This is a genomic window from Vibrio alginolyticus NBRC 15630 = ATCC 17749, assembly GCF_000354175.2.
GTDB classification, from domain to species: Bacteria; Pseudomonadota; Gammaproteobacteria; order Enterobacterales; family Vibrionaceae; genus Vibrio; species Vibrio alginolyticus.
The window spans coordinates 376,050-397,416 of sequence record NC_022349.1; the positions used below are offsets into that span (position 1 = coordinate 376,050).

Annotated in this window: 21 protein-coding genes and 1 pseudogene; 11 read left to right on the forward strand and 11 right to left on the reverse strand. The window is 44.7% G+C overall.

Annotated features, from left to right (window positions below):
- Nucleotides 1–128: 128 nt before the first annotated feature.
- The 5 genes from N646_RS01620 to N646_RS01640 form a co-directional block, all read right to left on the reverse strand.
- Nucleotides 129–806: an LrgB family protein gene (locus N646_RS01620; RefSeq protein ID WP_017820875.1), complete on the reverse strand. Its 678-nt coding sequence runs from the start codon at nt 804–806 to the stop codon at nt 129–131.
- 1 nt (nt 807) lies between these two features.
- Nucleotides 808–1,182 (reverse strand): CidA/LrgA family protein, encoded by a 375-nt coding sequence (locus tag N646_RS01625; protein ID WP_005377887.1) that lies wholly within the window; start codon nt 1,180–1,182, stop codon nt 808–810.
- A gap of 55 nt (nt 1,183–1,237) precedes the next feature.
- A complete protein-coding gene (gene sbcB, locus N646_RS01630; protein WP_017820876.1) occupies nt 1,238–2,659 on the reverse strand; it encodes an exodeoxyribonuclease I in 1,422 nt (473 codons plus the stop codon).
- Nucleotides 2,660–2,816: 157 nt separating this feature from the next.
- Nucleotides 2,817–4,190: an L-cystine transporter gene (locus N646_RS01635; RefSeq protein WP_005377885.1), complete on the reverse strand. Its 1,374-nt coding sequence runs from the start codon at nt 4,188–4,190 to the stop codon at nt 2,817–2,819.
- 199 nt (nt 4,191–4,389) lie between these two features.
- Nucleotides 4,390–5,079, reverse strand: coding sequence for an NAD(P)H-binding protein (locus N646_RS01640; RefSeq protein ID WP_017820877.1), 690 nt, complete (start codon nt 5,077–5,079; stop codon nt 4,390–4,392).
- A 248-nt stretch (nt 5,080–5,327) separates the two neighbouring features.
- On the opposite strand from N646_RS01640, the pseudogene cobT reads away from it, so the two are divergent.
- From cobT to btuD, 8 genes and pseudogenes are all read left to right on the forward strand, one after another.
- Nucleotides 5,328–6,372, forward strand: a pseudogene (cobT, locus tag N646_RS01645) (nicotinate-nucleotide--dimethylbenzimidazole phosphoribosyltransferase).
- Nucleotides 6,373–6,401: 29 nt separating this feature from the next.
- Nucleotides 6,402–7,178, forward strand: a complete 777-nt coding sequence (locus N646_RS01650) for an adenosylcobinamide-GDP ribazoletransferase (protein ID WP_031777196.1) — start codon at nt 6,402–6,404, stop codon at nt 7,176–7,178.
- Nucleotides 7,175–7,708, forward strand: a complete 534-nt coding sequence (gene cobU, locus N646_RS01655) for a bifunctional adenosylcobinamide kinase/adenosylcobinamide-phosphate guanylyltransferase (protein ID WP_017820879.1) — start codon at nt 7,175–7,177, stop codon at nt 7,706–7,708. The genes N646_RS01650 and cobU overlap by 4 nt, the downstream gene beginning before the upstream one ends.
- 11 nt (nt 7,709–7,719) lie before the next feature.
- Nucleotides 7,720–8,334 (forward strand): alpha-ribazole phosphatase, encoded by a 615-nt coding sequence (gene cobC, locus N646_RS01660; RefSeq protein WP_017820880.1) that lies wholly within the window; start codon nt 7,720–7,722, stop codon nt 8,332–8,334.
- Nucleotides 8,335–8,462: 128 nt separating this feature from the next.
- Nucleotides 8,463–10,259 (forward strand): M3 family oligoendopeptidase, encoded by a 1,797-nt coding sequence (locus N646_RS01665; RefSeq protein ID WP_017820881.1) that lies wholly within the window; start codon nt 8,463–8,465, stop codon nt 10,257–10,259.
- Nucleotides 10,260–10,533: 274 nt separating this feature from the next.
- Nucleotides 10,534–11,562, forward strand: a complete 1,029-nt coding sequence (locus N646_RS01670) for a succinylglutamate desuccinylase (RefSeq protein WP_017820882.1) — start codon at nt 10,534–10,536, stop codon at nt 11,560–11,562.
- Nucleotides 11,563–11,644: 82 nt separating this feature from the next.
- A complete protein-coding gene (gene btuC, locus N646_RS01675; protein ID WP_017820883.1) occupies nt 11,645–12,640 on the forward strand; it encodes a vitamin B12 ABC transporter permease BtuC in 996 nt (331 codons plus the stop codon).
- Nucleotides 12,627–13,394: a vitamin B12 ABC transporter ATP-binding protein BtuD gene (gene btuD, locus N646_RS01680; RefSeq protein ID WP_017820884.1), complete on the forward strand. Its 768-nt coding sequence runs from the start codon at nt 12,627–12,629 to the stop codon at nt 13,392–13,394. The genes btuC and btuD overlap by 14 nt, the downstream gene beginning before the upstream one ends.
- Before the next feature lie 69 nt (nt 13,395–13,463).
- Here the strand turns inward: btuD and N646_RS01685 are convergent, their stop codons facing one another.
- From N646_RS01685 to N646_RS01695, 3 genes are all read right to left on the reverse strand, one after another.
- Nucleotides 13,464–14,039, reverse strand: a complete 576-nt coding sequence (locus N646_RS01685) for a nucleoside triphosphate pyrophosphohydrolase family protein (RefSeq protein ID WP_005377875.1) — start codon at nt 14,037–14,039, stop codon at nt 13,464–13,466.
- 109 nt (nt 14,040–14,148) lie between these two features.
- Nucleotides 14,149–14,721 carry a DUF1415 domain-containing protein gene (locus N646_RS01690; protein WP_017820885.1) on the reverse strand — a complete coding sequence of 191 codons (573 nt, stop codon included), beginning with the start codon at nt 14,719–14,721 and terminating at the stop codon, nt 14,149–14,151.
- A gap of 88 nt (nt 14,722–14,809) precedes the next feature.
- On the reverse strand, nt 14,810–16,033 hold the full coding sequence (locus N646_RS01695) for an MFS transporter (protein WP_017820886.1): 1,224 nt from the start codon (nt 16,031–16,033) through the stop codon (nt 14,810–14,812).
- A gap of 106 nt (nt 16,034–16,139) precedes the next feature.
- Between N646_RS01695 and N646_RS01700 the strand changes: the two genes are divergently transcribed.
- Nucleotides 16,140–17,009 carry a LysR family transcriptional regulator gene (locus N646_RS01700; protein ID WP_017820887.1) on the forward strand — a complete coding sequence of 290 codons (870 nt, stop codon included), beginning with the start codon at nt 16,140–16,142 and terminating at the stop codon, nt 17,007–17,009.
- Nucleotides 17,010–17,036: 27 nt separating this feature from the next.
- Here the strand turns inward: N646_RS01700 and N646_RS01705 are convergent, their stop codons facing one another.
- Nucleotides 17,037–17,267, reverse strand: coding sequence for a glutaredoxin family protein (locus N646_RS01705; RefSeq protein WP_005377871.1), 231 nt, complete (start codon nt 17,265–17,267; stop codon nt 17,037–17,039).
- A 138-nt stretch (nt 17,268–17,405) separates the two neighbouring features.
- Between N646_RS01705 and N646_RS01710 the strand changes: the two genes are divergently transcribed.
- Both N646_RS01710 and rlmF read left to right on the forward strand, forming a co-directional pair.
- Nucleotides 17,406–17,921, forward strand: a complete 516-nt coding sequence (locus N646_RS01710) for a M48 metallopeptidase family protein (protein WP_005377870.1) — start codon at nt 17,406–17,408, stop codon at nt 17,919–17,921.
- A complete protein-coding gene (gene rlmF, locus N646_RS01715; protein WP_017820888.1) occupies nt 17,908–19,035 on the forward strand; it encodes a 23S rRNA (adenine(1618)-N(6))-methyltransferase RlmF in 1,128 nt (375 codons plus the stop codon). The genes N646_RS01710 and rlmF overlap by 14 nt, the downstream gene beginning before the upstream one ends.
- A 71-nt stretch (nt 19,036–19,106) precedes the next feature.
- Here rlmF and N646_RS01720 read toward each other — a convergent pair whose 3' ends face one another.
- Together N646_RS01720 and N646_RS01725 are read right to left on the reverse strand one after the other, a co-directional pair.
- Nucleotides 19,107–19,427: a hypothetical protein gene (locus N646_RS01720; protein ID WP_005397755.1), complete on the reverse strand. Its 321-nt coding sequence runs from the start codon at nt 19,425–19,427 to the stop codon at nt 19,107–19,109.
- 70 nt (nt 19,428–19,497) lie between these two features.
- Entirely contained in the window at nt 19,498–21,093 is a 1,596-nt protein-coding gene (locus N646_RS01725; RefSeq protein ID WP_017820889.1) for a S41 family peptidase, read from the reverse strand.
- Nucleotides 21,094–21,367: the final 274 nt, after the last annotated feature.

A 21,367-nucleotide genomic window follows, 5' to 3' on the forward strand; every position in this document is an offset into this window, starting at 1 on the left:
ATCTCAGTCAAGTCCCTTCACGATATTACTGGGTGAGTTTGATAGATAAGATAGGGTTTTGAAAAGGGATAAGTAAGAAACGTAAAGGCTACGGCCTGCCGGAAGGAGGGCAGACCGAGAGCGCTTAACTATTGATATAGCCAGACCGCCAAAGCAAAAAAACTTGGAGCCAAAATAGAAGTTATGATCCCACATAAAACCAATGCGAGTGATGAGAACGCGGCATCTATGGGCTGTTTCTCTGCACATGTCGCGGTGCCTAAGGCATGAGACACGGTACCCATTGTTAGGCCACGTGCAATCGGGTGTTTAATTCCAATTAAGTTGTAAATTGGGTATGCCAAAATCGCGCCCAATAAACCAACAATCAGAACCAAGATCGCCGCAACGGCTGCTTCACCACCGAGGTGACTCGAAATTTCCATTGCTATTGGCGTAGTGACGGATTTACCCACTAGACTTGCGATTAAACTGATATCCGCTTTGAAAGCGACTGCGAACAAGGTGGTTGTCATCATCGACATCACACTGCCTACTGTGCAAGCGAAAGTGATGATTCGCCAGTTTGCTTTAATTTGTGGTAGTTGTTCATATAGTGGATAAGCCAGAGCAACTACAGCAGGTTGAAGCAAAAAGCTAATTCCTTCGTTATCCGCATAATACGTTTCAAATGGCACATTTAAGTAAGTAAGCAAAGGAATGAGCACTGCGATACTGATCAGCAAAGGGTTTGCTAGAGGATTGTTCACTTTGATTGCGATTTGACGAGCGATAAGAAAAACCGCAATGGTAACAACTAACCACATATCAGTGTTTCTCCTGTAGCAAGTAATCTAGCAGCCAAGCGAGGCTGACCAGTACAATGAGTGAACCGCCAACCGCGCTAGCGATGATAGGGAGCGCATTGGCGAGTAGTAGGTCGAAATGCTGCATTAATCCGACGCTGATAGGAACGAACAATAAGATCATATAGCGGATAAATAGCGTGGCGCCCGGTTTGACCCAGTCGACTTTTACAAGCCCAAGAGTCATGGAGAAAAACAGTACGAGCATACCGATGACACTTCCTGGAACGGAAACGCCAGTGAACTTTTGAATGGTAATTCCGATGCCAAGTGCTCCCATGATGAGGAAGATTGAAATGAGCAGTTGGATCAGTTGTAAGAATCGTTCTTTAATCATTTTGACAGTATATAAACAACAAGCACACCATAAGGTGCGCTTGTATTAGGAGGAGTTAGGAAGCTAAGCTCTCTACATAACGGTACACGGATTTTAATATCGCAATCTTCTTTTCGTCACTTTCATGTTCGTGAACTAAGTTTTCTAAATTCAGCATGTACTCTTCAATTTGGCTTTCAAACACTTCTCGACAGTGTAGTGCCCAGCGTCTTTGTTCTTGCTCGTCTAATGTGCCTGGGAAGTTACGCGCACGATAGCGGAACAATAGAGGTTTAATACGCTTGTCATCAAATTCAATGTCTAATGCAGCAAGATTATTCGGGTCGGTTTCTCGAATGATATCCATAGCTGCGCGATCAGCCGGAGAAAAGAACCCGTCGTAAAGCTGTGTATCGACGTCATCACTTTTATCGAATTTACGCTCGACGGAAAAGAGGCTAATCAGCTTTTCTCTAATTTCAGGATGTTGGCGCAACAAAGCGAGATTGGCGAGACATTGTTGGCGATCAATGCCAATAGACTCTGCATTTTCAGCCGTTAACGTTTTTGCAGGGGCGAGAATAGGGCATTTGTTCAAATGAACTAGTTTAACTGGCACTGGTAGCAATTCACCAAGATCTTCGCGCTTCGTGTAGAGTCTTTCGTGCAGCTCTTCTGCGGATAGCTCAAGAATAGGTTGAGGGTCTTTCGCTAAATCGATGGTGATAACGGCGTTATTATTGGTTGGATGCCAAGCAACAGGCACAATCCAGCTAGTGTACTGACATTCGCGCCCTAGCATGCCTGAAACGTGCATCAACGGTGTCATGTTGACGATGTCGACTAAATCATTGAGCTTGCGCTTTTGGCGCATAGAAAAAAAGTAATCAAACAATTTTGGTTGCGCTGCTTTTACTTTCTTTGCCATTTCGATAGTCGCAACCACATCTGCCATGGCATCGTGCGCGTTACTATGTTCTATGCCGTTAGCCACAGACAAGTGTTCTAATTTAAAGCTAGTGAAGCCATCTTCGTTTTCTGGCCATTCTACGCCTTCTGGGCGAAGGGCATGGCAAGCGCGTAGTACATCGAGTAAATCCCAACGTGAGTTACCGTTTTGCCAACTCCATGCGTATGGATCGATAAAGTTGCGATAACAAGTATAACGGGTCACTTCGTCATCAAAGCGAATGCTGTTGTAGCCTAAACTGGTGGTATTTGGTCTCGCGAGTTCAGTGTGAATCTTAGCGATAAACTCTGGCTCAGAAAGGCCTTCTTGAACCGTTTTTTGCGGAGTAATACCAGTAATAAGCGCAGCTTCAGGAGACGGAAGATAATCAGCCGGTGGTTGACAGTACATGACTAAAGGCTCGCCGATGATATTAAAGTTTTCATCTGTACGAACACCAGCAAACTGGCTTGGGCGATCTTTCGCGGGGTTGGTTCCCCATGTCTCATAATCAAAGAAGAAAAAAGTGGGCTGATTATCTTGGTGCATTCTGCTTACCGTTTACAAAACCGATGACAGTATTAGACCATTCAACGCCTTGACTAGCAACGAAAGATGCAAGTTGAATTTTTGAAAATGAAAAAAGCCGATGGCGAACCATCGGCTTGATATTTTACGTTTTATCGCTTTGGAAGGAATTTGAGTTCTATGCTCGTGTTTCTTCCAATGTTGCTTCACTTTCTGGTGACTTCAGCACTCGGCTAGCAATTGTACCCGCAGTCATTGAGCCTGAAACGTTTAGTGCGGTACGTGCCATGTCAATCAGTGGTTCAATAGAGATAAGCAGTGCCGCGATGGTCACAGGTAAGCCCATTGCAGGAAGAACAATCAAGGCTGCAAACGTCGCACCGCCGCCGACACCTGCAATACCAAATGAGCTGATGGTGATAATCGCAATCAATGACAGGATAAAGTGTAGATCAAGTGGGTTGATACCCATTGTTGGAGCTACCATCACTGCAAGCATTGCAGGATAGATACCCGCACAGCCGTTTTGGCCGATAGTGGCACCAAACGATGCTGATAGGTTTGCAATCGCTGGTGGTACGTTAAGCTTGGTGATTTGCGCTTCTACGTTTAGTGGAATTGTTGCTGCTGAGCTACGAGATGTAAACGCGAAGGTCAGTACAGGCCAGATTTTCTTAAAGTATTCCGCAGGGCTAACGCCAACAAAAGAGACCAATACGCCATGAACAACAAACATCAGTGCGATAGCAACATAAGACGCCACAATAAAGCCAAGTAGGTTTAGGATGTCGCCTGCGCTTGATGTCGCTACCACTTTTGCCATCAGTGCTGCGATGCCGTATGGCGTTAGGGCCATGATCATCTTCACTAATCGCATAACGATAGATTGAGCAGCTTCTACGAAAGTACGAATCGGTGATTCCAACTCTGCTTTTTCCATCATCACTTTACGAGCGGCGATACCAGTTAACACGCCGAAAATCACAACAGCGATAATTGATGTCGAGCGAGCACCTGTTAGATCAGCAAATGGGTTGGTTGGAATGAAGCTAACTAGCATTTGAGGAATAGTTAAGTCACTTACTGTACCGGCACGGCTTTCTAAAACGGCGATACGAGCGGTTTCACGCGCGCCTTCAGTTAAACCTTCTGCTGAAAGGCCAAATGTTGTTGTCACCAAGATACCGATGAGTGCAGCAATTGCAGTCGTTACTAGAAGAACAGAGATGGTCAGGCCAGAAATTTTACCTAATGATCCACCTTTCTCCAATTTAACAACTGCAGAGATCATCGATACCAACACCAGTGGCATGATGACCATTTTCAGTAGACCAACGTAGCCACTGCCTACAATGCCTACCCATTCAAGTGTTTGAGCAATTGCGCTGTTGCCTTCACCGTGAATGAGTTGCAAAGCAAGACCAAAAAGAGAACCGGTAACAAGACCGATTAAAACGAGACGAGAGAGTGTGTGTTTCTTTTGTTGTTGGTTAAATAGAAAGAACAATATGCCAACAAAGACGGCTAGAGAGGCTATCACTGCAAAATTCATAATCTGACCTTATCAACCTGCCGAAATGGCGGTTGTTTTTATACGGGGTTTTATACGGATTTGTTTATGGGGCGTAAGATAACGCTCGTGATATAACTTTAAAAATGACAAACGGGTATTAGCTAGATCTAAAATGAATATAAAAACGAGATCTAAGTCGCGTGAGAGCGTGAATTAGCACGTTAATTGTACAAAATGGTTATTCGTAGTGATGCAGTAAGTCACGCATTTCTTTCCTTTGTAAGTAAACCACCGAGTCTTCTTGATAACTGAAAAGTTGATAAACCATCGCTTTGGCGACATCTTCTGCTCGAATCGGTAAAAAGTTGGACAGTTTGCCAAGCATGAATGGGCGAATTACCTTAAACAGAGTTTGTACTAACTTCTCGTCCATTCTTGGGCTTTGACGTTGACCAACAAGCGGGCCTGGGCGAACAAATACGATTTCCTCAAAATCCATAGCTTCGATTCGTTGTTCCATTTGTCCTTTACAAGCTAAGTAATGGGATGGCGATTTACTATTTGCACCGAGGCTAGAAACAACCGCAAGGCGTTTGACTCCGATTGTTTTCATTTGTTGGGCGACTTTACACACCAGATCAACATCTACTCTACGCAAATTATCCTTACTGCCTGCTTGCTTAAGGGTCGTGCCTAAACAGATAAAGCCGATGGTTGGTGTTGGTTGGTTCTCATCCCATTGGTGGATAGAAAGGTCTGCATCAATGAGAGGAATAAGCTTGTTGTCCACATCTAGGACGCCATCGAGTGGGCGGCGAGAAAGATAATATAATGTTCCAACACCTGATTGATTTATGAGGTTTGCAATGACTTTTGAGCCTACTAAGCCAGTTGCACCGGCGATGATTGCGCAGGTGTTGTTATCCATATCTTTTCTCCTATATGGGAACATAGTCTAAGCTATTGTAGCGGATTTCAACGAGTTACTTATAATCTCGTGCAAGAAAGGTGAGACGCTCTGCGAACTCGGCAGACTATCCTGAGATAAACTTGATTAGCGCTGCCCCAATTGGATGCAAGTGTATACAATAGTGGGCGCGCAAAAACTGTCGCTGAACAAGACCTCTTGAACAACAGAACACCTCTCACCCAGACAACATCAAAGGAACGTAAAAAATGGATGACTCTTTTGCTGCGGAGATACAAGCACGCATAGATAACAAAACCAAACCCGTCGGTTCTTTAGGCTTATTGGAAAAGGTGGCACTGCAGTTAGCTCTTATTCAAAGTCAGGATAAACCTCAGCCAGTTGATTCCATCGCTATCTGCAAACCGAGCATGCTGGTATTTGCTGGAGATCACGGCGTTGCAGAGGAGGGTGTGAGCATTGCGCCAAGCGAAGTCACTCAACAAATGGTGGCTAACTTTCTCGCTGGCGGCGCAGCCATCAACTGTTTTTGCGACATTAATGGCATTCAACTCAAAGTAATAGATTGCGGCATGTTGGCTCCTATTGATGTGCTGGTTCCAGAATTTAAATCCCATCCCAACTTGGTTGAACAACGGTTGGGTAACGGTACGGCTAATTTTTCTAAACAATCAGCGATGTCCCCAGAACAAGTGGCGTTAGGTTTAGAATATGGTGCGAAGATTGCTGAGCAAACCATTTTTGCATGGTTCAAACCTCTTGATGTTCGGTGAGATGGGCATCGGTAATACCAGTTCGGCCTCAGCACTGTTATCGGCACTGAGCTCATTAGATATTGATTATTGTGTTGGCGTTGGCACCGGAATCAATCAACAGCAGTTGAGCCGCAAATATAAACTGGTAGCACAGGGGGTAAACCGATGTCGAGGTCTTGATACCAAAGCGATTCTCGCACAGGTTGGGGGCTTTGAAATCGTACAGATAGTGGGCGCTTTTTTAGAAGCCAAGCGGCTTAAAACTCCAGTTTTAGTGGATGGGTTTATCGTATCGGTAGCGGCTTATATTGCGACGTTGTTAGACGAAGAAACGCGTGAATACATGTTGTTTGCCCATCGCTCTGAAGAAAATGGACATAAATTTGTATTGGAACATCTAAAAGCAGAACCTCTGCTCGACCTTGGTTTACGGCTAGGGGAGGGAACAGGAGCCGCTCTTGCCTTGCCTCTGTTAAAAGCTGCTGCCCAGTTTTACAACAAAATGGCGAGCTTCGAGAGTGCAGGAGTTACAGTTTAGTGTCAGTCCCTGATAATTCTGAGAAAGTCATGCCGTCATCGTTAAGATACCAGTGGGAGTTATTTCTATTAGCTACCAGTTTTTTTAGCCGCTTACCCGTGCCCCAAGCGTTGCATTACAGTGAAGAACGCATGAATCAGGCAGGCCGTTACTTTGCGTTAGTTGGTCTCGTGCTTGGAGCACTTTGCGCTTTGGTATTCTCGCTCACCTCAATTTTTTTCCCAGAGTCGGTTGCCATAGTATTAACGATGGTGTTTAGCTTATTGTTAACTGGGGCTTTTCACGAAGACGGCTTGACCGATATGGCGGATGGCATTGGCGGTGGCATGACCGTAGAGCGACGCCTCTCTATTATGAAAGACAGTCGTATTGGCACTTATGGTGCCGCCACTCTCATTATGGCGTTATTGGCTAAGTATGTTTTTTGGAGTGAACTGGCTAACTTGCCGCACTTTTGGTTGGTCATTGTCGTCGCTTACACCGCAAGCCGAGCACTAGCAGCGACGCTTATTTATGACATGCCTTATGTCAGTGACAGTGATACGTCGAAAAGTAAACCGCTAGCAAGTCGCCAGTCTTCTCTAGAAGTCTCCATTTTGTTGTTTACTGGTGGCATAACATTGCTTGTGCTTGGTATCGCGGATGCGATCTTGATATCGCTTGTTCTCGTGGTATTTCGTTTGATGTTCAAACGTTGGTTAACCAAGAGAATTGGCGGCTTTACGGGGGATTGCCTTGGCGCAGCGCAACAGTTGTCGGAACTGCTTATTTATCTCACTATGATTGGGTTGTATCACTCCTCATGAAGCAATTGATACTCGGTGGCGCGCGCTCTGGGAAGTCGCATTTGGCAGAAAAAACAGCTAAGCAATTATCGGTCGCTTCTCATCGATCATTACACTATGTTGCAACCGCGCTGCCATTTGACCAAGAAATGCGAGAGCGAATAGCGCATCATCAAAAGCAACGCGGGGGCGAGTGGCAAGAGCATGAATGCCCCCTTAATTTATCTGAGTTACTGACAAATTTCGCTACCACCGATGTTGTATTGGTCGATTGTTTAACCTTGTGGCTCAACAATTGGATATTTGAGTTAGGTGATGAATGTTCCAATGAGAAGCTAGAAGCAGAAATTGAAAAGCTTATACAGGTGGTGCGTGGCTCAGATGCGACGTTAATATTCGTCTCTAACGAGGTTGGAATGGGCATTGTACCTTTGGGGGCGGTTAGTCGTTATTTTGTGGATAATGCAGGACGGATGAATCAAAAACTAGCCAGTGTTTGCCATCGCGTTACCTTTGTTGCTGTTGGTTTGCCGTTGGTTCTTAAAGAGTAGGATGGAACAAAATGAAAACACTCAATATCTATCTTGTGCGTCATGGAAAAGTAGACGCTCCACCAGGACTCCATGGCCAAACAGATGTAAAAGTTACGCCTGCTGATCAAGAGAGTATTGCTCGGGCTTGGGCCGAGAGTGGACGAGGTGTGGGTGGAATAATTTCTTCTCCGCTTTCACGCTGTCAAGAACTGGCAAACATCATTGCTGAACAGCAATTATTACCAGTAATGACGGATGAGTCTTTACAAGAGATGGCATTTGGTGATTTTGATGGTATGCCTTTTGATATGCTCACTGAGCAGTGGAAAAAGCTAGATGCTTTTTGGCAATCGCCAGCACAACATACGTTGCCGAATGCTGAGAGCTTAAGCACATTTTCTGAGCGCATATGTCGCGTTTGGTCTCAAATCATCAACGATATCAATGACAATCTACTTATCGTCACGCATGGTGGCGTCATTCGTATGATTCTTGCTCATGTATTGGAGTTAGATTGGCGTAACCCAAAGTGGTATTCGACGTTGTCGATAGGAAACGCTTCTGTCACGCATGTAACAATTACCATAGATGAGCAAATTTACGCCTCGGTGCGTTCGATTGGCGTACCTCTTTTAACTCGTTAATTTATAAATATTAAAATGCCCAGAACGATATTGCTTACGGGCATAGTCACGGAAGATGTCAGTGGAAGCCCATCTGCTAGGTGCAGGAAGCGAAAATTGACTCAGTTACTTAAAAAGGAAATATAGAAATGACAACGCCGAGTTGGGATTTGTCCATCGTTTATAACGACCTTTCTGACCCACGAATTCAAGACGATATTGCTCTTGTGGAACAATGTATTGATCTTTTGAATAAACAATCAGCAGATTGTGGCAACGTAGAGATCATGCAAAATGCGATTTTAACCAATGAAGCCGCGAGTCGTTTAGCGGGTACAGTTGCAAATTTTGCGAGTTGTTATGCTTCTGTTGATGCAACAAACGCCGAAGCGAAATCGTTACTTGGTAAAATGACCCGCATCTTTTCGGAGCTTTCCCAAGCGTTCAGTCCCTTTGATTTGACATTAACTCATGCCGACAAAGAGTTTATCTTGCGCGTGTTAGACCATGAGAATCCTGATATCAGTGGGCAAGCTTTTTCTATCTTGAATTCTAGAAAGTTGGCGGATACTCGTCTTAGCAACGCAGAAGAACAGTTACTGGCTGCGATGAGTGTGGATGGCAAATCGGCTTGGGGTAACCTATACGATAACCTGACTGGCTCATTGAAAGTGAAGCTTGAGTACACAGATGGTAATAGTGAAGAGCTTGGATTTTCTCAAGCGGCAAGCATTCTTTATGGTTCTGAATTCGAGCGTCAAGAAGCCGCGTGGCGTGGCGTACAAGATGCAATGCAAACGCACCAAGAATCATTCGCTGCGATTTTGAATGCGTTAGCAGGATGGCGCTTAACTGAAAACAAAAAGCGTTCTACGAAGCGTGAAGTTCACTTCCTAGAGCCGAGTTTGCATGGTAGCCGAATCCAAGCTGAAACTTTAAATGCGATGATGACAGTAGCCAAAGACAGTCGAGCTATTGGTCAGAAAGCAGGTTTATTGATGGCGCAAGTACATGGTCTGGATGAGATGAAACCTTGGAATCATCTGGCGGCTATGCCTGCTTTGAGCGGTGAAGCGAAGGTTTACGACTTTGATGAAGCGATTGATGTTATTTGTGAAGCATTTGAAACAGTAAACCCTGAGATGTCGGAGTTTGTCCGTTTGATGGTACAAAATGGTTGGATTGATGCCGCGCCAAATGCTAACAAGCGTCTTGGCGCATACTGCACCAAACTGCCAGCAACGCGAACACCACTTGTGTTTATGACTTGGAGTGGCAGCCGTTCAGACCTTATGACTCTGGCACATGAACTTGGCCATGCGTTCCATAACTGGGTTATTCGTGATTTGCCACTTTGCCAAACTTACTACCCAATGACGTTAGCAGAAACCGCCTCTATCTTTGCAGAAAACATCGTTCGTGATCATTTGATTTCGAAAGCTGAGAGCGTTGATGAAAAGCTCGAGATGTTGTGGGAAGAGTTGTCATCTGCGCTAGCTTTAATGATCAACATTCCGGTTCGCTACGAGTTTGAAAAATCGTTTTATGAACGCCGCCAGGATGGAGAGTTAACCGCAGATGATTTCTGTGAGTTGATGTCAGAAACTTGGAAAGAATGGTATGGCGACGTAATGAGCGAACCGGATCCGTACTTCTGGGCAAGCAAGCTGCACTTTTCTATTGATAGCGTGAGCTTTTATAACTACCCATACCTATTTGGCTTCTTGTTTAGCAAGGGTATCTATGCACAGCGAGAAACCAAAGGCGAAGCGTTTTACACCGATTACATCAATTTGCTGCGCGATACAGGCTGCATGATGGCGGAAGATGTCGTCGAAAAGCATCTGTCTATGGATTTAACCCAGCCAACGTTTTGGCAGCAGAGTGTTGAGCTAGTGCGTGAAAAAGTCGATGAGTTTGAGCGTTTGCTCGTACAGCGCGGCTAAGTTTTTCGCAGTGTTGATGCATAATCTGCTTTATAGCTACAAAAATTTGATCAAATCATAATGATCTTAATCAGGGCTGTGGTAAAGTTCACAGCCCTAACACTTTGTAATTGTTTGAAAATTAAACGCCTCAATGCTTGATTTGAGTGCCTGGCGCGAAAAGGCATCGGATTTTCGAGGGAAATAGTGATTTCTACTCATAAGTGAGATCGCAGCAACAAAAATCCTTTGTACAATTTATTAACATATCCGCCGTGCTATTAAGGAGTAACGCATGACGAAGTCTCTCTTTCGCCAATCGTTTTTAACTGACACGTTAGATGTTCATATTGATGTTGCACCAGCGGAGCAGGTGCTTTCTAGCGGTGTAAAACTTAAACTCTATCAGCGTGGTGTATTAGAAGTAATCCCTGCGAATTATACTCAGGATACGAAGAACATCATCATCTCTTGTGGAGTTCACGGAGATGAAACCGCACCGATGGAGCTGGTGGATTCCATTATTCAAGACATAGAATCTGGGTTCCAGACGGTCGATACCCGTTGTCTGTTCATTATCGCTCACCCAGAATCCACTCTGGCGCACACGCGATTCCTCGAAGAAAACCTCAACCGTCTGTTTGACGAAAAAGAACACAAACAGACAAAAGAGCTTGTTATCGCCGATACACTTAAGCTGCTTGTTCGAGATTTTTATCAGGATACCGACCCGACAACACGCTGGCACCTTGATTTACACTGCGCGATTAGAGGCTCGAAGCACTATACGTTTGCAGTAAGTCCTAAGACTCGTCATCCAGTGCGCAGCAAGGCATTGATCGATTTCTTGGACAGTGCACACATTGAAGCTGTGCTCCTGTCAAACTCACCATCGAGTACGTTTAGCTGGTACAGTGCTGAGAACTTTGGTGCGCAGGCTCTCACGATGGAGCTTGGACGTGTGGCTCGTATTGGTGAAAATGACCTCGATAAACTGACCGCGTTTGATTTGTCTTTACGTAATTTGATTGCGGAAACGAAGCCAGAACACCTACCAAAACCATGCATTAAGTATCGCGTAAGTCGCACAATCGTTCGTTTGAACGAAGACTTTGACTTTATGTTCGACGACAATGTTGAAAACTTCACCTCATTTGTTCACGGCGAAGTGTTTGGTCATGATGGCGACAAACCATTAATGGCAAAGAACGAAAACGAAGCGATTGTCTTCCCAAACCGCCACGTCGCAATAGGTCAACGCGCAGCTCTGATGGTTTGTGAAGTGAAAACCCGTTTTGAAGAGGGTGAGTTGGTTTACGATTAATCCAACATTGCTTTGAGAAGTTAATTGCAATTTACCGAGGCTTAACTGTAAGGTTAAGCCTCGTCTGTTTTTATCGGCTGCTATGGATTTTCAACAACTTATCCTGAACAAGGAGCGACGCTGGCAACGTAACCTGATGGTTATGTCGATCGTGCTCGCTGTACTCTCTGCCATTCACTTGATGGTCGGAGAAATTTTCCTTTCTCCTTTTCAATCCTTATCTGCATTTGAACAGAAGTTATTGGTGGACTTGCGTTTACCGAGGTTAGTGTCTGCGGCAATTATTGGTGCTGCGTTAGCGGTATCTGGCGCGACGTTACAAGTGTTGCTTGGGAACGTGTTGGCTGAACCTGGCGTGCTTGGTATCTCTGGTGGTGCAAGCTTAGCAATGGTCTTAATCATGTTCGCGTCACCTGTTCTTCCTACCCCGATTGTTTTTATGTTGGCAGCAATTGCAGGCTCGATGGTATTCACGTTTGTTTTGGTGGCGATAGCAAGGGCAATGCACCTGACGACGGCTCGATTGCTTTTGGTTGGTGTCGCATTGGGTATTTTATCGAGCGCGATTGTGACGTGGGCATTTTACTTCAGTGATGATCTCAGCTTACGCCAACTGATGTATTGGTTAATGGGCAGCATTGGCGGTGCGAGTTGGTATCAACATACCGTTACTTTGGTGATGTTACCAGTGCTTACCTGGTTGTGCTGTAAAGGCAAGTCGCTTGATAAATTGATGCTGGGTGAGATTCATGCGACCCAATTGGGTGTCGACGTGCATCAAATGCGTTGGAAATTGATCCTCGCCATTTCTATTTTGGTGGGTAGTTCAGTCGCTTTGGGTGGCATCATCAGTTTTGTTGGTTTGGTGGTCCCGCACTTGTTGCGTTTGGCTTTTGGTACGGAAAACCGTTATTTATTGCCACTTTCTGCAATATCTGGTGCTGCGTTGCTTGTATTTGCTGACATCGGCGCAAGACTGTTATTGGACTCCGCAGAGTTACCTTTAGGTGTCATGACAACATCGATTGGCGCACCTATTTTCATCTGGATGCTGGTGAAGAGTCATGATGCACGTTAAACATATGTCGGTTGGTAGTCGATTATTGCCTCTTTCTTTTGAATGCAAAGCTGGCGAAATCGTACATATCGTTGGGCCTAATGGTTCCGGTAAGAGTACTTTATTGGCTGCGATTTCTGGTACGTTAAGTCACCGAGACGGTATGAGTGGTGAAGTGTACGTGGGCAACAAAAACTTGCTTACTTTACCGTTGTCAGAGCAAGCTCATGTTCGAGGTTATTTGTGTCAGCAATCGCGCCCAGCGTTTAATGTTGATGTGTTTCAGTATCTAGCCCTATCTCTGCCGAGTGGCGCTGAGATTGCGGATATCAAAGTGCGTGATGCCGTCAATATGGTGGTGGAGCTGGTACAACTGCAAGATAAGCTTCATCGCAGTATTCAAACATTATCCGGTGGTGAGTGGCAGCGTGTCCGATTAGCAGGTGTATGTTTGCAGGTGTGGCGTACCATTAATCCTTTTTCGCAGTTTTTAATTTTGGATGAGCCAGCAGCACCGTTAGATATTGCGCAAGAGGGTCTGCTTTATCAATTGATTAACGCTATGGCGGCGCAGGGAATTGGAGTATTGGTTGCTAATCACGATCTCAATCGCACATTAAAGCACGCAGATAAAGTATTGCTGCTTAACAACGGTGTGCTGCACTCATCAGGAAGTGCCGATACTGTGCTAACGGAAGAAGCTCTCGGGGAAGTGTTCAATACTCAAGTCAAAAAGGTCATTGTAGATGAGCAACCTTATTTAATCTTTGATTAATATTTAGGGACAATAAAAAACGACCTACTTGAGGTCGTTTTTTTTAATCGAGATAGCCAAACTCAACGCTTATTGAGTTAACGGTTTTAGATCTGCAGGGCGGTAGTAAACAGATTTGAGTACTTTGCCTTTACGAATGGTTTTACCTTCCGATACGAAATCTTCGGCGCATTTCGCGATGATGTATTCACCTTTCTGCACCGCCATCAACTTGATGCCTTGTTCCGCGTAGAATGCTTCTGTTTCTGAGTACTCTTGCTCGTTACGGCATACTTTGCTCATGTTGCTTGAATGTACTTCATCCCAGCAAGGAATAAATTCGATACCACGGTTTACCGCAACGTTTAATAGAAGATCAATTAAGTAGCTGATCGCCAGGTTGTCTTCTACTTTGCTGTGGCCAAGATGAACGAGACGTCCCATTAATACATACACGCTGTCTACGATGGCATCTGCTTGCTCAGTTTTACAATCTGCTTCTGCTAGCTCTGTTAGCTCTTCGATCGCCAAAGAGGTGTGTAGTGTGTCTGCTTGCGTATCAAGGCTTGCAGCGTCTGCGACTGGTAAGTCGAACGTACTACGGAACTCGGTGATATCACGGTATAAGTGATCAAAAATCTCTTGGGTTAGCTTTGACAGTTGCATTCTAATTTCCATTGAATCGATTGAAGCGGCAATGATACCAAACCGCACTTTGAACCCCAAGGGCATTGCATCTAACTGGTGATAAATCTGCCTTTGGGAATGGTGGTGCTTAACGAAATAGGTAAGGGAACAGCTTTTTACGTTCTTCCTCTGAAAGGGAGGAAACACGAGCGATGTTTGTATCGGGAATGGATTCAGGATCAGGATAGTGTTTTAGTACCTTTTCCATACTCTCTTCGCGAATCAAATGGAAGATCGGGTAAGGAGAACGATTGGTTAGGTTTTCGTCGTCTTCAGGCCTTGCGCCGCCAAAACAGTAATCAGGATGGAAAGTCGCTACTTGGAAAACACCTTCCCAGTTTTGTTGCTTAATTAATCCTTCAACCCAATCGATACAAAAGTTGTAGTCCCAGAAATCTTGTAGCATGTTGGGAACCACAACCAACGTGGTCTCAAGTTGTTCGGGTTCTGTGTTACTCAGCTCAATCAGCTGCAATAAAATATCTTCAAGAAGCGCTTCTTCTTGAGTCGCTTCACTAACAAAGATTTTGATTTGTTTATTACGTTGCGGTTTGGCAGCAAACGGACAAAGGTTGAGCCCGATTACCACATCGTTGAGCCATTGGTTGACCTGTTGAGTGATCGCTTCGATATCTGTGTTTTGTGTTGAACGCGTTGACATACGACTTTCTGGTTTTATTAAAGTAGCGCAAGCATAGCAGAGTTGGTTATCCAAGTAACCAGAGAGGTATTACGTAAATGAGCGTACCTTAGCTACTCTTTAAACTCGCAGTGTCAGGTGTTTGGTCAGTATGCTTTCTTTCGGCAATGTGTTTCAAATACGCAATTGCAGCAAACATTGCTAGGTAGACGGCGCTTCCCCCCATAAGAACACTCGACCAACCTCCATGCTGCCAACAATAAAGAAGTAAGAATCCTCCTAAGCTACCGCCTACGTAGTAGTGTACTAAGTAGAGCGCTGTCGCGGTGGCTTTGGCACGAGTGGCATTCTGACCGACCCATCCGTAGGCGAGGGTATGAGTAAAGAAGGCACCAAAACTTATCAACAACAATCCAAATAGCATTGCAGTCAAGCTTTCAACCGCCGCAATCCACATCCCCGTCATGCTCACTATCGCGCCTAAGAACATACCGAGGATTGATGAATAACGTTTACTCCAGTGGCCTGCGCAACGAGAGGAGAAAGTCCCTCCCAAGTAACAAATAAAGATCAGTGAGGCCAACCCGACGGGCACATTGTGAGGTTCACTCACCAGACGGAAACCCATGACGGAGTAAAGGTTGACGAACAAAGCAAAGTTGAGTCCTCCTATCAGCATCGCGAACCACACGCGTTGGTTTTTAAAATGACCAATAAGCGCACGATTTTGATGGCGCAAGCTGCTTGATGACGGGGTGAAGTTGCGCTGTGTTGGCAATAAATAGTGAACGCCAATGACACCAAGAAGAGTGAACACCATCATAACTTCTATGGCGACATCAACACTGAAATTGTCCGCCAATAAGCCGCCGCTAATACGCCCTGCAATACCGCCTAGTGAGTTAGCCGCAATGTACGTTCCAATTGCCATCGAGAAAGCGTGCTTGTCGAGCTCTTCTGCCATGTAAGCCACGGCGACCGCAGCAAAAGCTGCGAGCGCGACACCGATCAGTGCTCGACATACCACCAAAAACAGAAATGAGTCACCAAACAGCATCAAAGCGGAAAGGGTAGGAATCGAAAACAGACCAGCCATCATGACTGGCTTTCGTCCCACTGATTCTGACAACACAGCCATTGGAACGAGGCTAAAAGAGAGAGCGAGTGTTGAGGCCGCAAATAACCAGTTCACTTGCGTTTCTGAGATCGTGAAAATTTGGGCAAAAGTGGGCAGCATTGGCTGTAGTAGGTATAAATTTGAAAAAACCAAGAAGGAACCAAGCGCTAGCGAGAGCGTAATGCGTTTGTATTCCGGTGTGCCAAAACTGACCATGAATCCTGCCTAATGTGAGCAAATGGAGAGACTGTGATCAATCTATCAGTTCGTTATAAATTAAAAAAATATATTAAAAATATGGACACCATATATTTATGATCTAATGGAATCGAAACAACTTAAACATTTTCTGGCGGTCGCTGAACATGGAAATATTACCCATGCGGCGAAAGCCCTGCATATTGCCCAGCCCGCATTAAGCATTTCTATCAAAAAGTTTGAGCAGTCTTTGGGCGTTACCCTATTTCGCCGTGATGATAAAAAAATCAGCTTAACGAAAGAGGGCGAAACGCTACTTATACATGCCAAGCGGGTGATTCAACAGTTGCACGACGCGCAGCTCGCGATTGATGAGTTGAAAGGCTTAGCGAAAGGCGAAGTAAGGCTCGGGACGCCATCAATGATGGGCAGTTATTTCTTTCCACGAATTGTGATGGCGTTTAAAAGCCAGTTCCCGGAGTTAAAATTGACCTTGGTCGAAGCTGGGACTCAATCGATTCGTCGTATGCTGCTCAATGGTCAACTCGATATCGGTGTGATCAGTTGTGATAACGTGCCTGATGACCTAGAAACTGACCATTTGTTTACTAGCCAAATGGTCGCAGTTGTTTCACCTGAGCATGAGTTAGCCCAGCGACACGCTCTTACTTTTGATGAGTTCTTTGAACACGATTTGGTTATGTTTCAGCATGGCTATTTTCACCGCGAATTTTTGGATCAGGTGAGTGAGGAGCATGGGTTTACCATGAAGTCATCATTCGAGACCAACTTACTGCCTTTGATTTTGAGTATTGTAAAACAAGAGTTTGCGATTACCGCGTTACTGGAATTGGTGACTCAACATGAGTCGGGCGTTGTTGGCTTACCGTTTGAACCACCAGTGACGCTGGATCTGGCACTTGCTTGGCGCAAGCAGGGGTACTTATCAATAGCAGATCGAACGTTTATCGACTTTATCAAGCGCTACGTTTAAACGCAGCGCAGATTCATCGTCCGAGCACTAGTCGCCTTTGTACATCTTCTCGAAGTTCTTTGGGTTCCAGCCAATCATTACCCGATCACCAATTTTTAAAACTGGCACTGAACGAGCACCAAGCGCATCAAGTTCTTTGCGACCGCGTTGCATCTTAGCATTGCACAAACGATAGTTAATATTTTTCGAATCCAGATAACGTTGAGCATCTTTGCAGTGAGGGCATTTGTCTTTGACATAAAGAACGACACGTTTCATTGAATTTCTCTCCATTATCATTGGGAGGCGAAGTTTAAAGGCCTTTCACAATAAATGAAAGGCGAAAGCTAAGGTGAAACTGTCCTTTATCTCAGGTATATTGAGCGCCTTTATTTTGTCATAAAAGACGTTAACTCTATGCATCCGTCACTTCGATACATTCAAGGCTACCCACAAAACATCGTAGAGCAGGTGAGCTCATTGATAGCGAGTGGCAAGTTTGTTCCTTGGTTCGAAAAGCGTTATCCCGACAGGCACCAAATCAAAAGCGAAAGGGCGCTCTATGAGTACGCCATGGCAATCAAAAACCGCTACATGAAGAAAGCCGCGCCAATCAGTAAAGTCGTCTACGATAAGAAAATTCACGCGGTAAACAACGCGCTTGGTTTGCACAGTGTAATCAGTAGAAACCATGGCGGTAAGCTGAAGTCGAAAAACGAGATACGCATTGCCAATGTATTTAAAGATGCGCCCGAGCCACTATTAAGAATGCTGGTGGTACATGAGTTGGCACATACTCGTGAGAAAAACCACGACAAGGCGTTCTATCAGCTATGTTGCTACATGGAGCCTGAGTATCACCAACTCGAATTTGATGCTCGTTTGTTTATGATTTACCTCGATTTAAAAGCGAATTTGAATGAAGAACAATAATCACAACGCGAAGCAAGCAAAGCCAAAGGCTTCAATGACGGGTCAGAAGAAAGACGCGAATAAAGCCAAGCCGAAGCGTGTTAAAGACAAAGTTGCGCGCAAATCCTCGCAGCCTGCAGGAAAGAGCGAAGTCGAGTTCATAAAAATAGCGAAGAATGGTTTGCATGAGCGTAATGTTCATCGAGGTCGTTACGATTTTAAAAAACTCGTGGAAAGTGAACCACAGTTAAAGCCATTCGTTATCAAAAATCCGAAAGGGGAAGACTCCATAAACTTCTCTGATCCTAACGCTGTTAAAATTCTCAATAAAGCATTGCTTGCTGCGTATTATGGTATCGAGTTCTGGGACATTCCCGACACCTACCTTTGCCCACCGATTCCGGGCCGCGCTGATTACATTCACCGAGTGGCAGAACTACTTGATGGTGAAGTAAAAGGTCAGTACGCGCACCAAAAAGTGAAAGCGTTGGACATTGGCGTGGGAGCAAACTGTATTTATCCGATTGTTGGTGTAACAAAATACGGTTGGCACTATACGGGCAGCGATGTCGATCCAAAATCCATCCAATCGGCTCAAACGATCGTAGAGCACAATCGTGTTTTGACGGGAAAAATTGCACTGGTACAGCAATACAATGATGCCAATATTTATCGAGGTATCATTCAACCGAATGATCGTTATGATGTGACGACATGTAATCCGCCATTCCACCGTTCGGCGGAAGATGCCGCTATGGGCAGCCAGCGTAAAATCGATAATCTAAAAGCAAACCAGCTTAAGAAAGGGCTAAAACCTCAAACCACACAAGTAAAGACAAGTAAACCTGCGTTGAATTTTGGCGGTCAAAACGCTGAATTGTGGTGTGAAGGCGGAGAAGCGGCGTTTATCCGAAAAATGGCGAATGAAAGCCAAGCTTTTGCCGCACAGGTCTTGTGGTTTACGACACTTATATCCAAAAAAGACAACGTTCGCCCGATGCGCAAGCAGCTTGAAAAATTGGGTGTGAAGGCCATTCGTGTGGTTGAAATGAGTCAAGGGCAGAAAGTGAGCCGCTTTGTAGCTTGGTCATACATGGATAAGCAACAGCGCAAAGCATGGATTGAACTAAAGTAACGTTGACCGTTTCACACTGAACAATAAAGTAGGAAGCCCGCTGATATCAGCGGGCTTCTATTTTGGGAGATCTAAAACTTAATGATGGGCTCACAATCTAGTGAACTGAGAGAGACAAAAGTATCTGTTTTGGCATAGTACAAGCCACAGGTTTCACCTCTTATCTGCAACGTATATTGGTCTGGAAGATCCGTATAGCTGCCATCCAACAGTTGATTGTTGTTCCCTTTTACTCGTCCTTTTTCAATCAACAAATGCGGTGAGGATTCAAATACGTTATTTGCGATTCTAGGTGCTGGTGTCCCTTGGATTTCTGCGATCGCGTTTTGAATCTCTATGACTGTTTCCGGAGAGTTCTTTTTACTTAATGCTTCAACGGGTTCTTGTGACATAGCTTGGCATCCTATCAAAGAAATCGAAGTGCCTAAGAAAAGCGCAACCCGAATCAGCATTCGTAAAAAGTTAGTTGATCTCAACATGAATTGCCTCTGTTCGTAGCGGAGAGCGAACATCGCTTAACTCCGGAGATGAAATGTTACGCGGCATGGCGTTGAAACTTGAAGGGGATACTGGCGGACAGGTTCCTGTTTCCATGTAGTTTAGCGCCGCAGAAAGCATACCTTCAGACGGATCGCCTAACGGTTTTGTTAGGTCGTCATTGACCCAGCAACCTTCCACTCTATTGTTTAAGCCTAGCTCGGTATTGATTTGGCTCTTTGGAGTAGGAATAAAACCATCAGCGAAGTCGCCAAATTTTTTCTCGTTCGCCGACTTGAACTGAATAGTGTAGTACATAGTGCCGCAGTTTTGTTCTGGTGAGAACCCATACGGTTTACCTGTGGTTGTTGAGCCTATTTGGATAACCTCCACATCAATGCCGCGCAAAGCGTTGATCAACAGTTCACTTGAGGAAGCCGTGCCTCCTGAAGTCAGTACATATACGCGCTTTTTGTTCAGTGTCGGAAGCACTTGGTCCGAATATTTCTGTGCTGCCCAGTCTATTGCTAGATTCGTAAAGCGATAGATGTTATCCCCATCCTTAATGGTACGCATCACTTTGTCATTGTGAATCAATTCACTGAAGACTCGGTTCTGACCAGCACCGCTTAGCATGTAGCCTACTTGCGAGGACTGAAGGACTAAACCACCGCCGTTGTAACGTAAATCAACGACGATCTCGTCAACATTCTCTGCTGAGAGCGTACTAAACGCCTCAATAAGCGGGGCTTGAGCGCTTGGTTCGAAGGAGTTGTATTGCAGATAGCCGATCCGCATACCATTGTGTGTAATCACTTTGGCATTTTTAACTGGAGAGGTCATGACATCAGAGGCGGTAAGCGTCACGGTTTTCTCTAGACCGTCAACACTCTCAAATGTGAAGGTGTAATCTTGATTGATGTCAGGGTTAAAGAGCGTTTTATTAATAAAATCAATGTCGGACTGACTACCGGTGTTAACCACATCAATATTATTGATTTTCAGAAGCTTATCACCACGAGCAATGCCGCTTCTATCAGCTGGCGAGGCTTCTTCAGTGTAGGAAATACGAACGTCTCGAGGTTGTACGCCACGTAGGAATGCCCAGTTAAAACCAAATCCAGCAACTAAACCGGATTGCGATGATTTCATATCATCCTCATAAGGGACGGTAAAATGGAAGCGATCTTTTGGTTTACCCGTCGCGGTAGTAGCAGAGGTGACCAGCGTATTGAAGTAATCAGTAACAGTTTTGTAGTTTGCTGGATTATTATCAGGAACCTCGTCATACCATAGATACGTTTCGTTAGTAAAAGCTCTTAAAAAGAGTTTTTCGTGTAATGCAGAGCCCAATTTATCTGGATAGGCGGCATAGTTGTCATATGGGTCCAGTCCGACGCGGGGCGTTTCACATTGGTTGATAAACGTTTTCGACGGTTGGCTAAAATCATGAACTTTCCACGTTGGACCGTTTGCACTGCTAGTGGACGGAGTAGGTGATGAGCTATCACCGCCACCACCGCCACAGCCTTGTAATAATGCGAGAGTGACTGCCGTTGCTAAAGAATACTTAAATTTCACTTTTCTATGTCCTTATAAATAATAGAATTATAATTATGTGTTTTGCTTTTGTTTTTATTAGCTAGGTGAATGTATTAATTTAATTTGTTCGTCTGCAAATTTATAGTTAAATAGTGTGAGGTAAATAACGTAAAAAAGTTGTCTTTTATACTTAAGCTAAATTAGTCATTACTTAAGTTTTCTGTCTATTTCAAAAGAGCTAACAAGACAATTAATAAGTGTGAAATTAAGACAAGTTCTTAGTTGACTAAGCGACGCTTGCTAAATAAAAAAT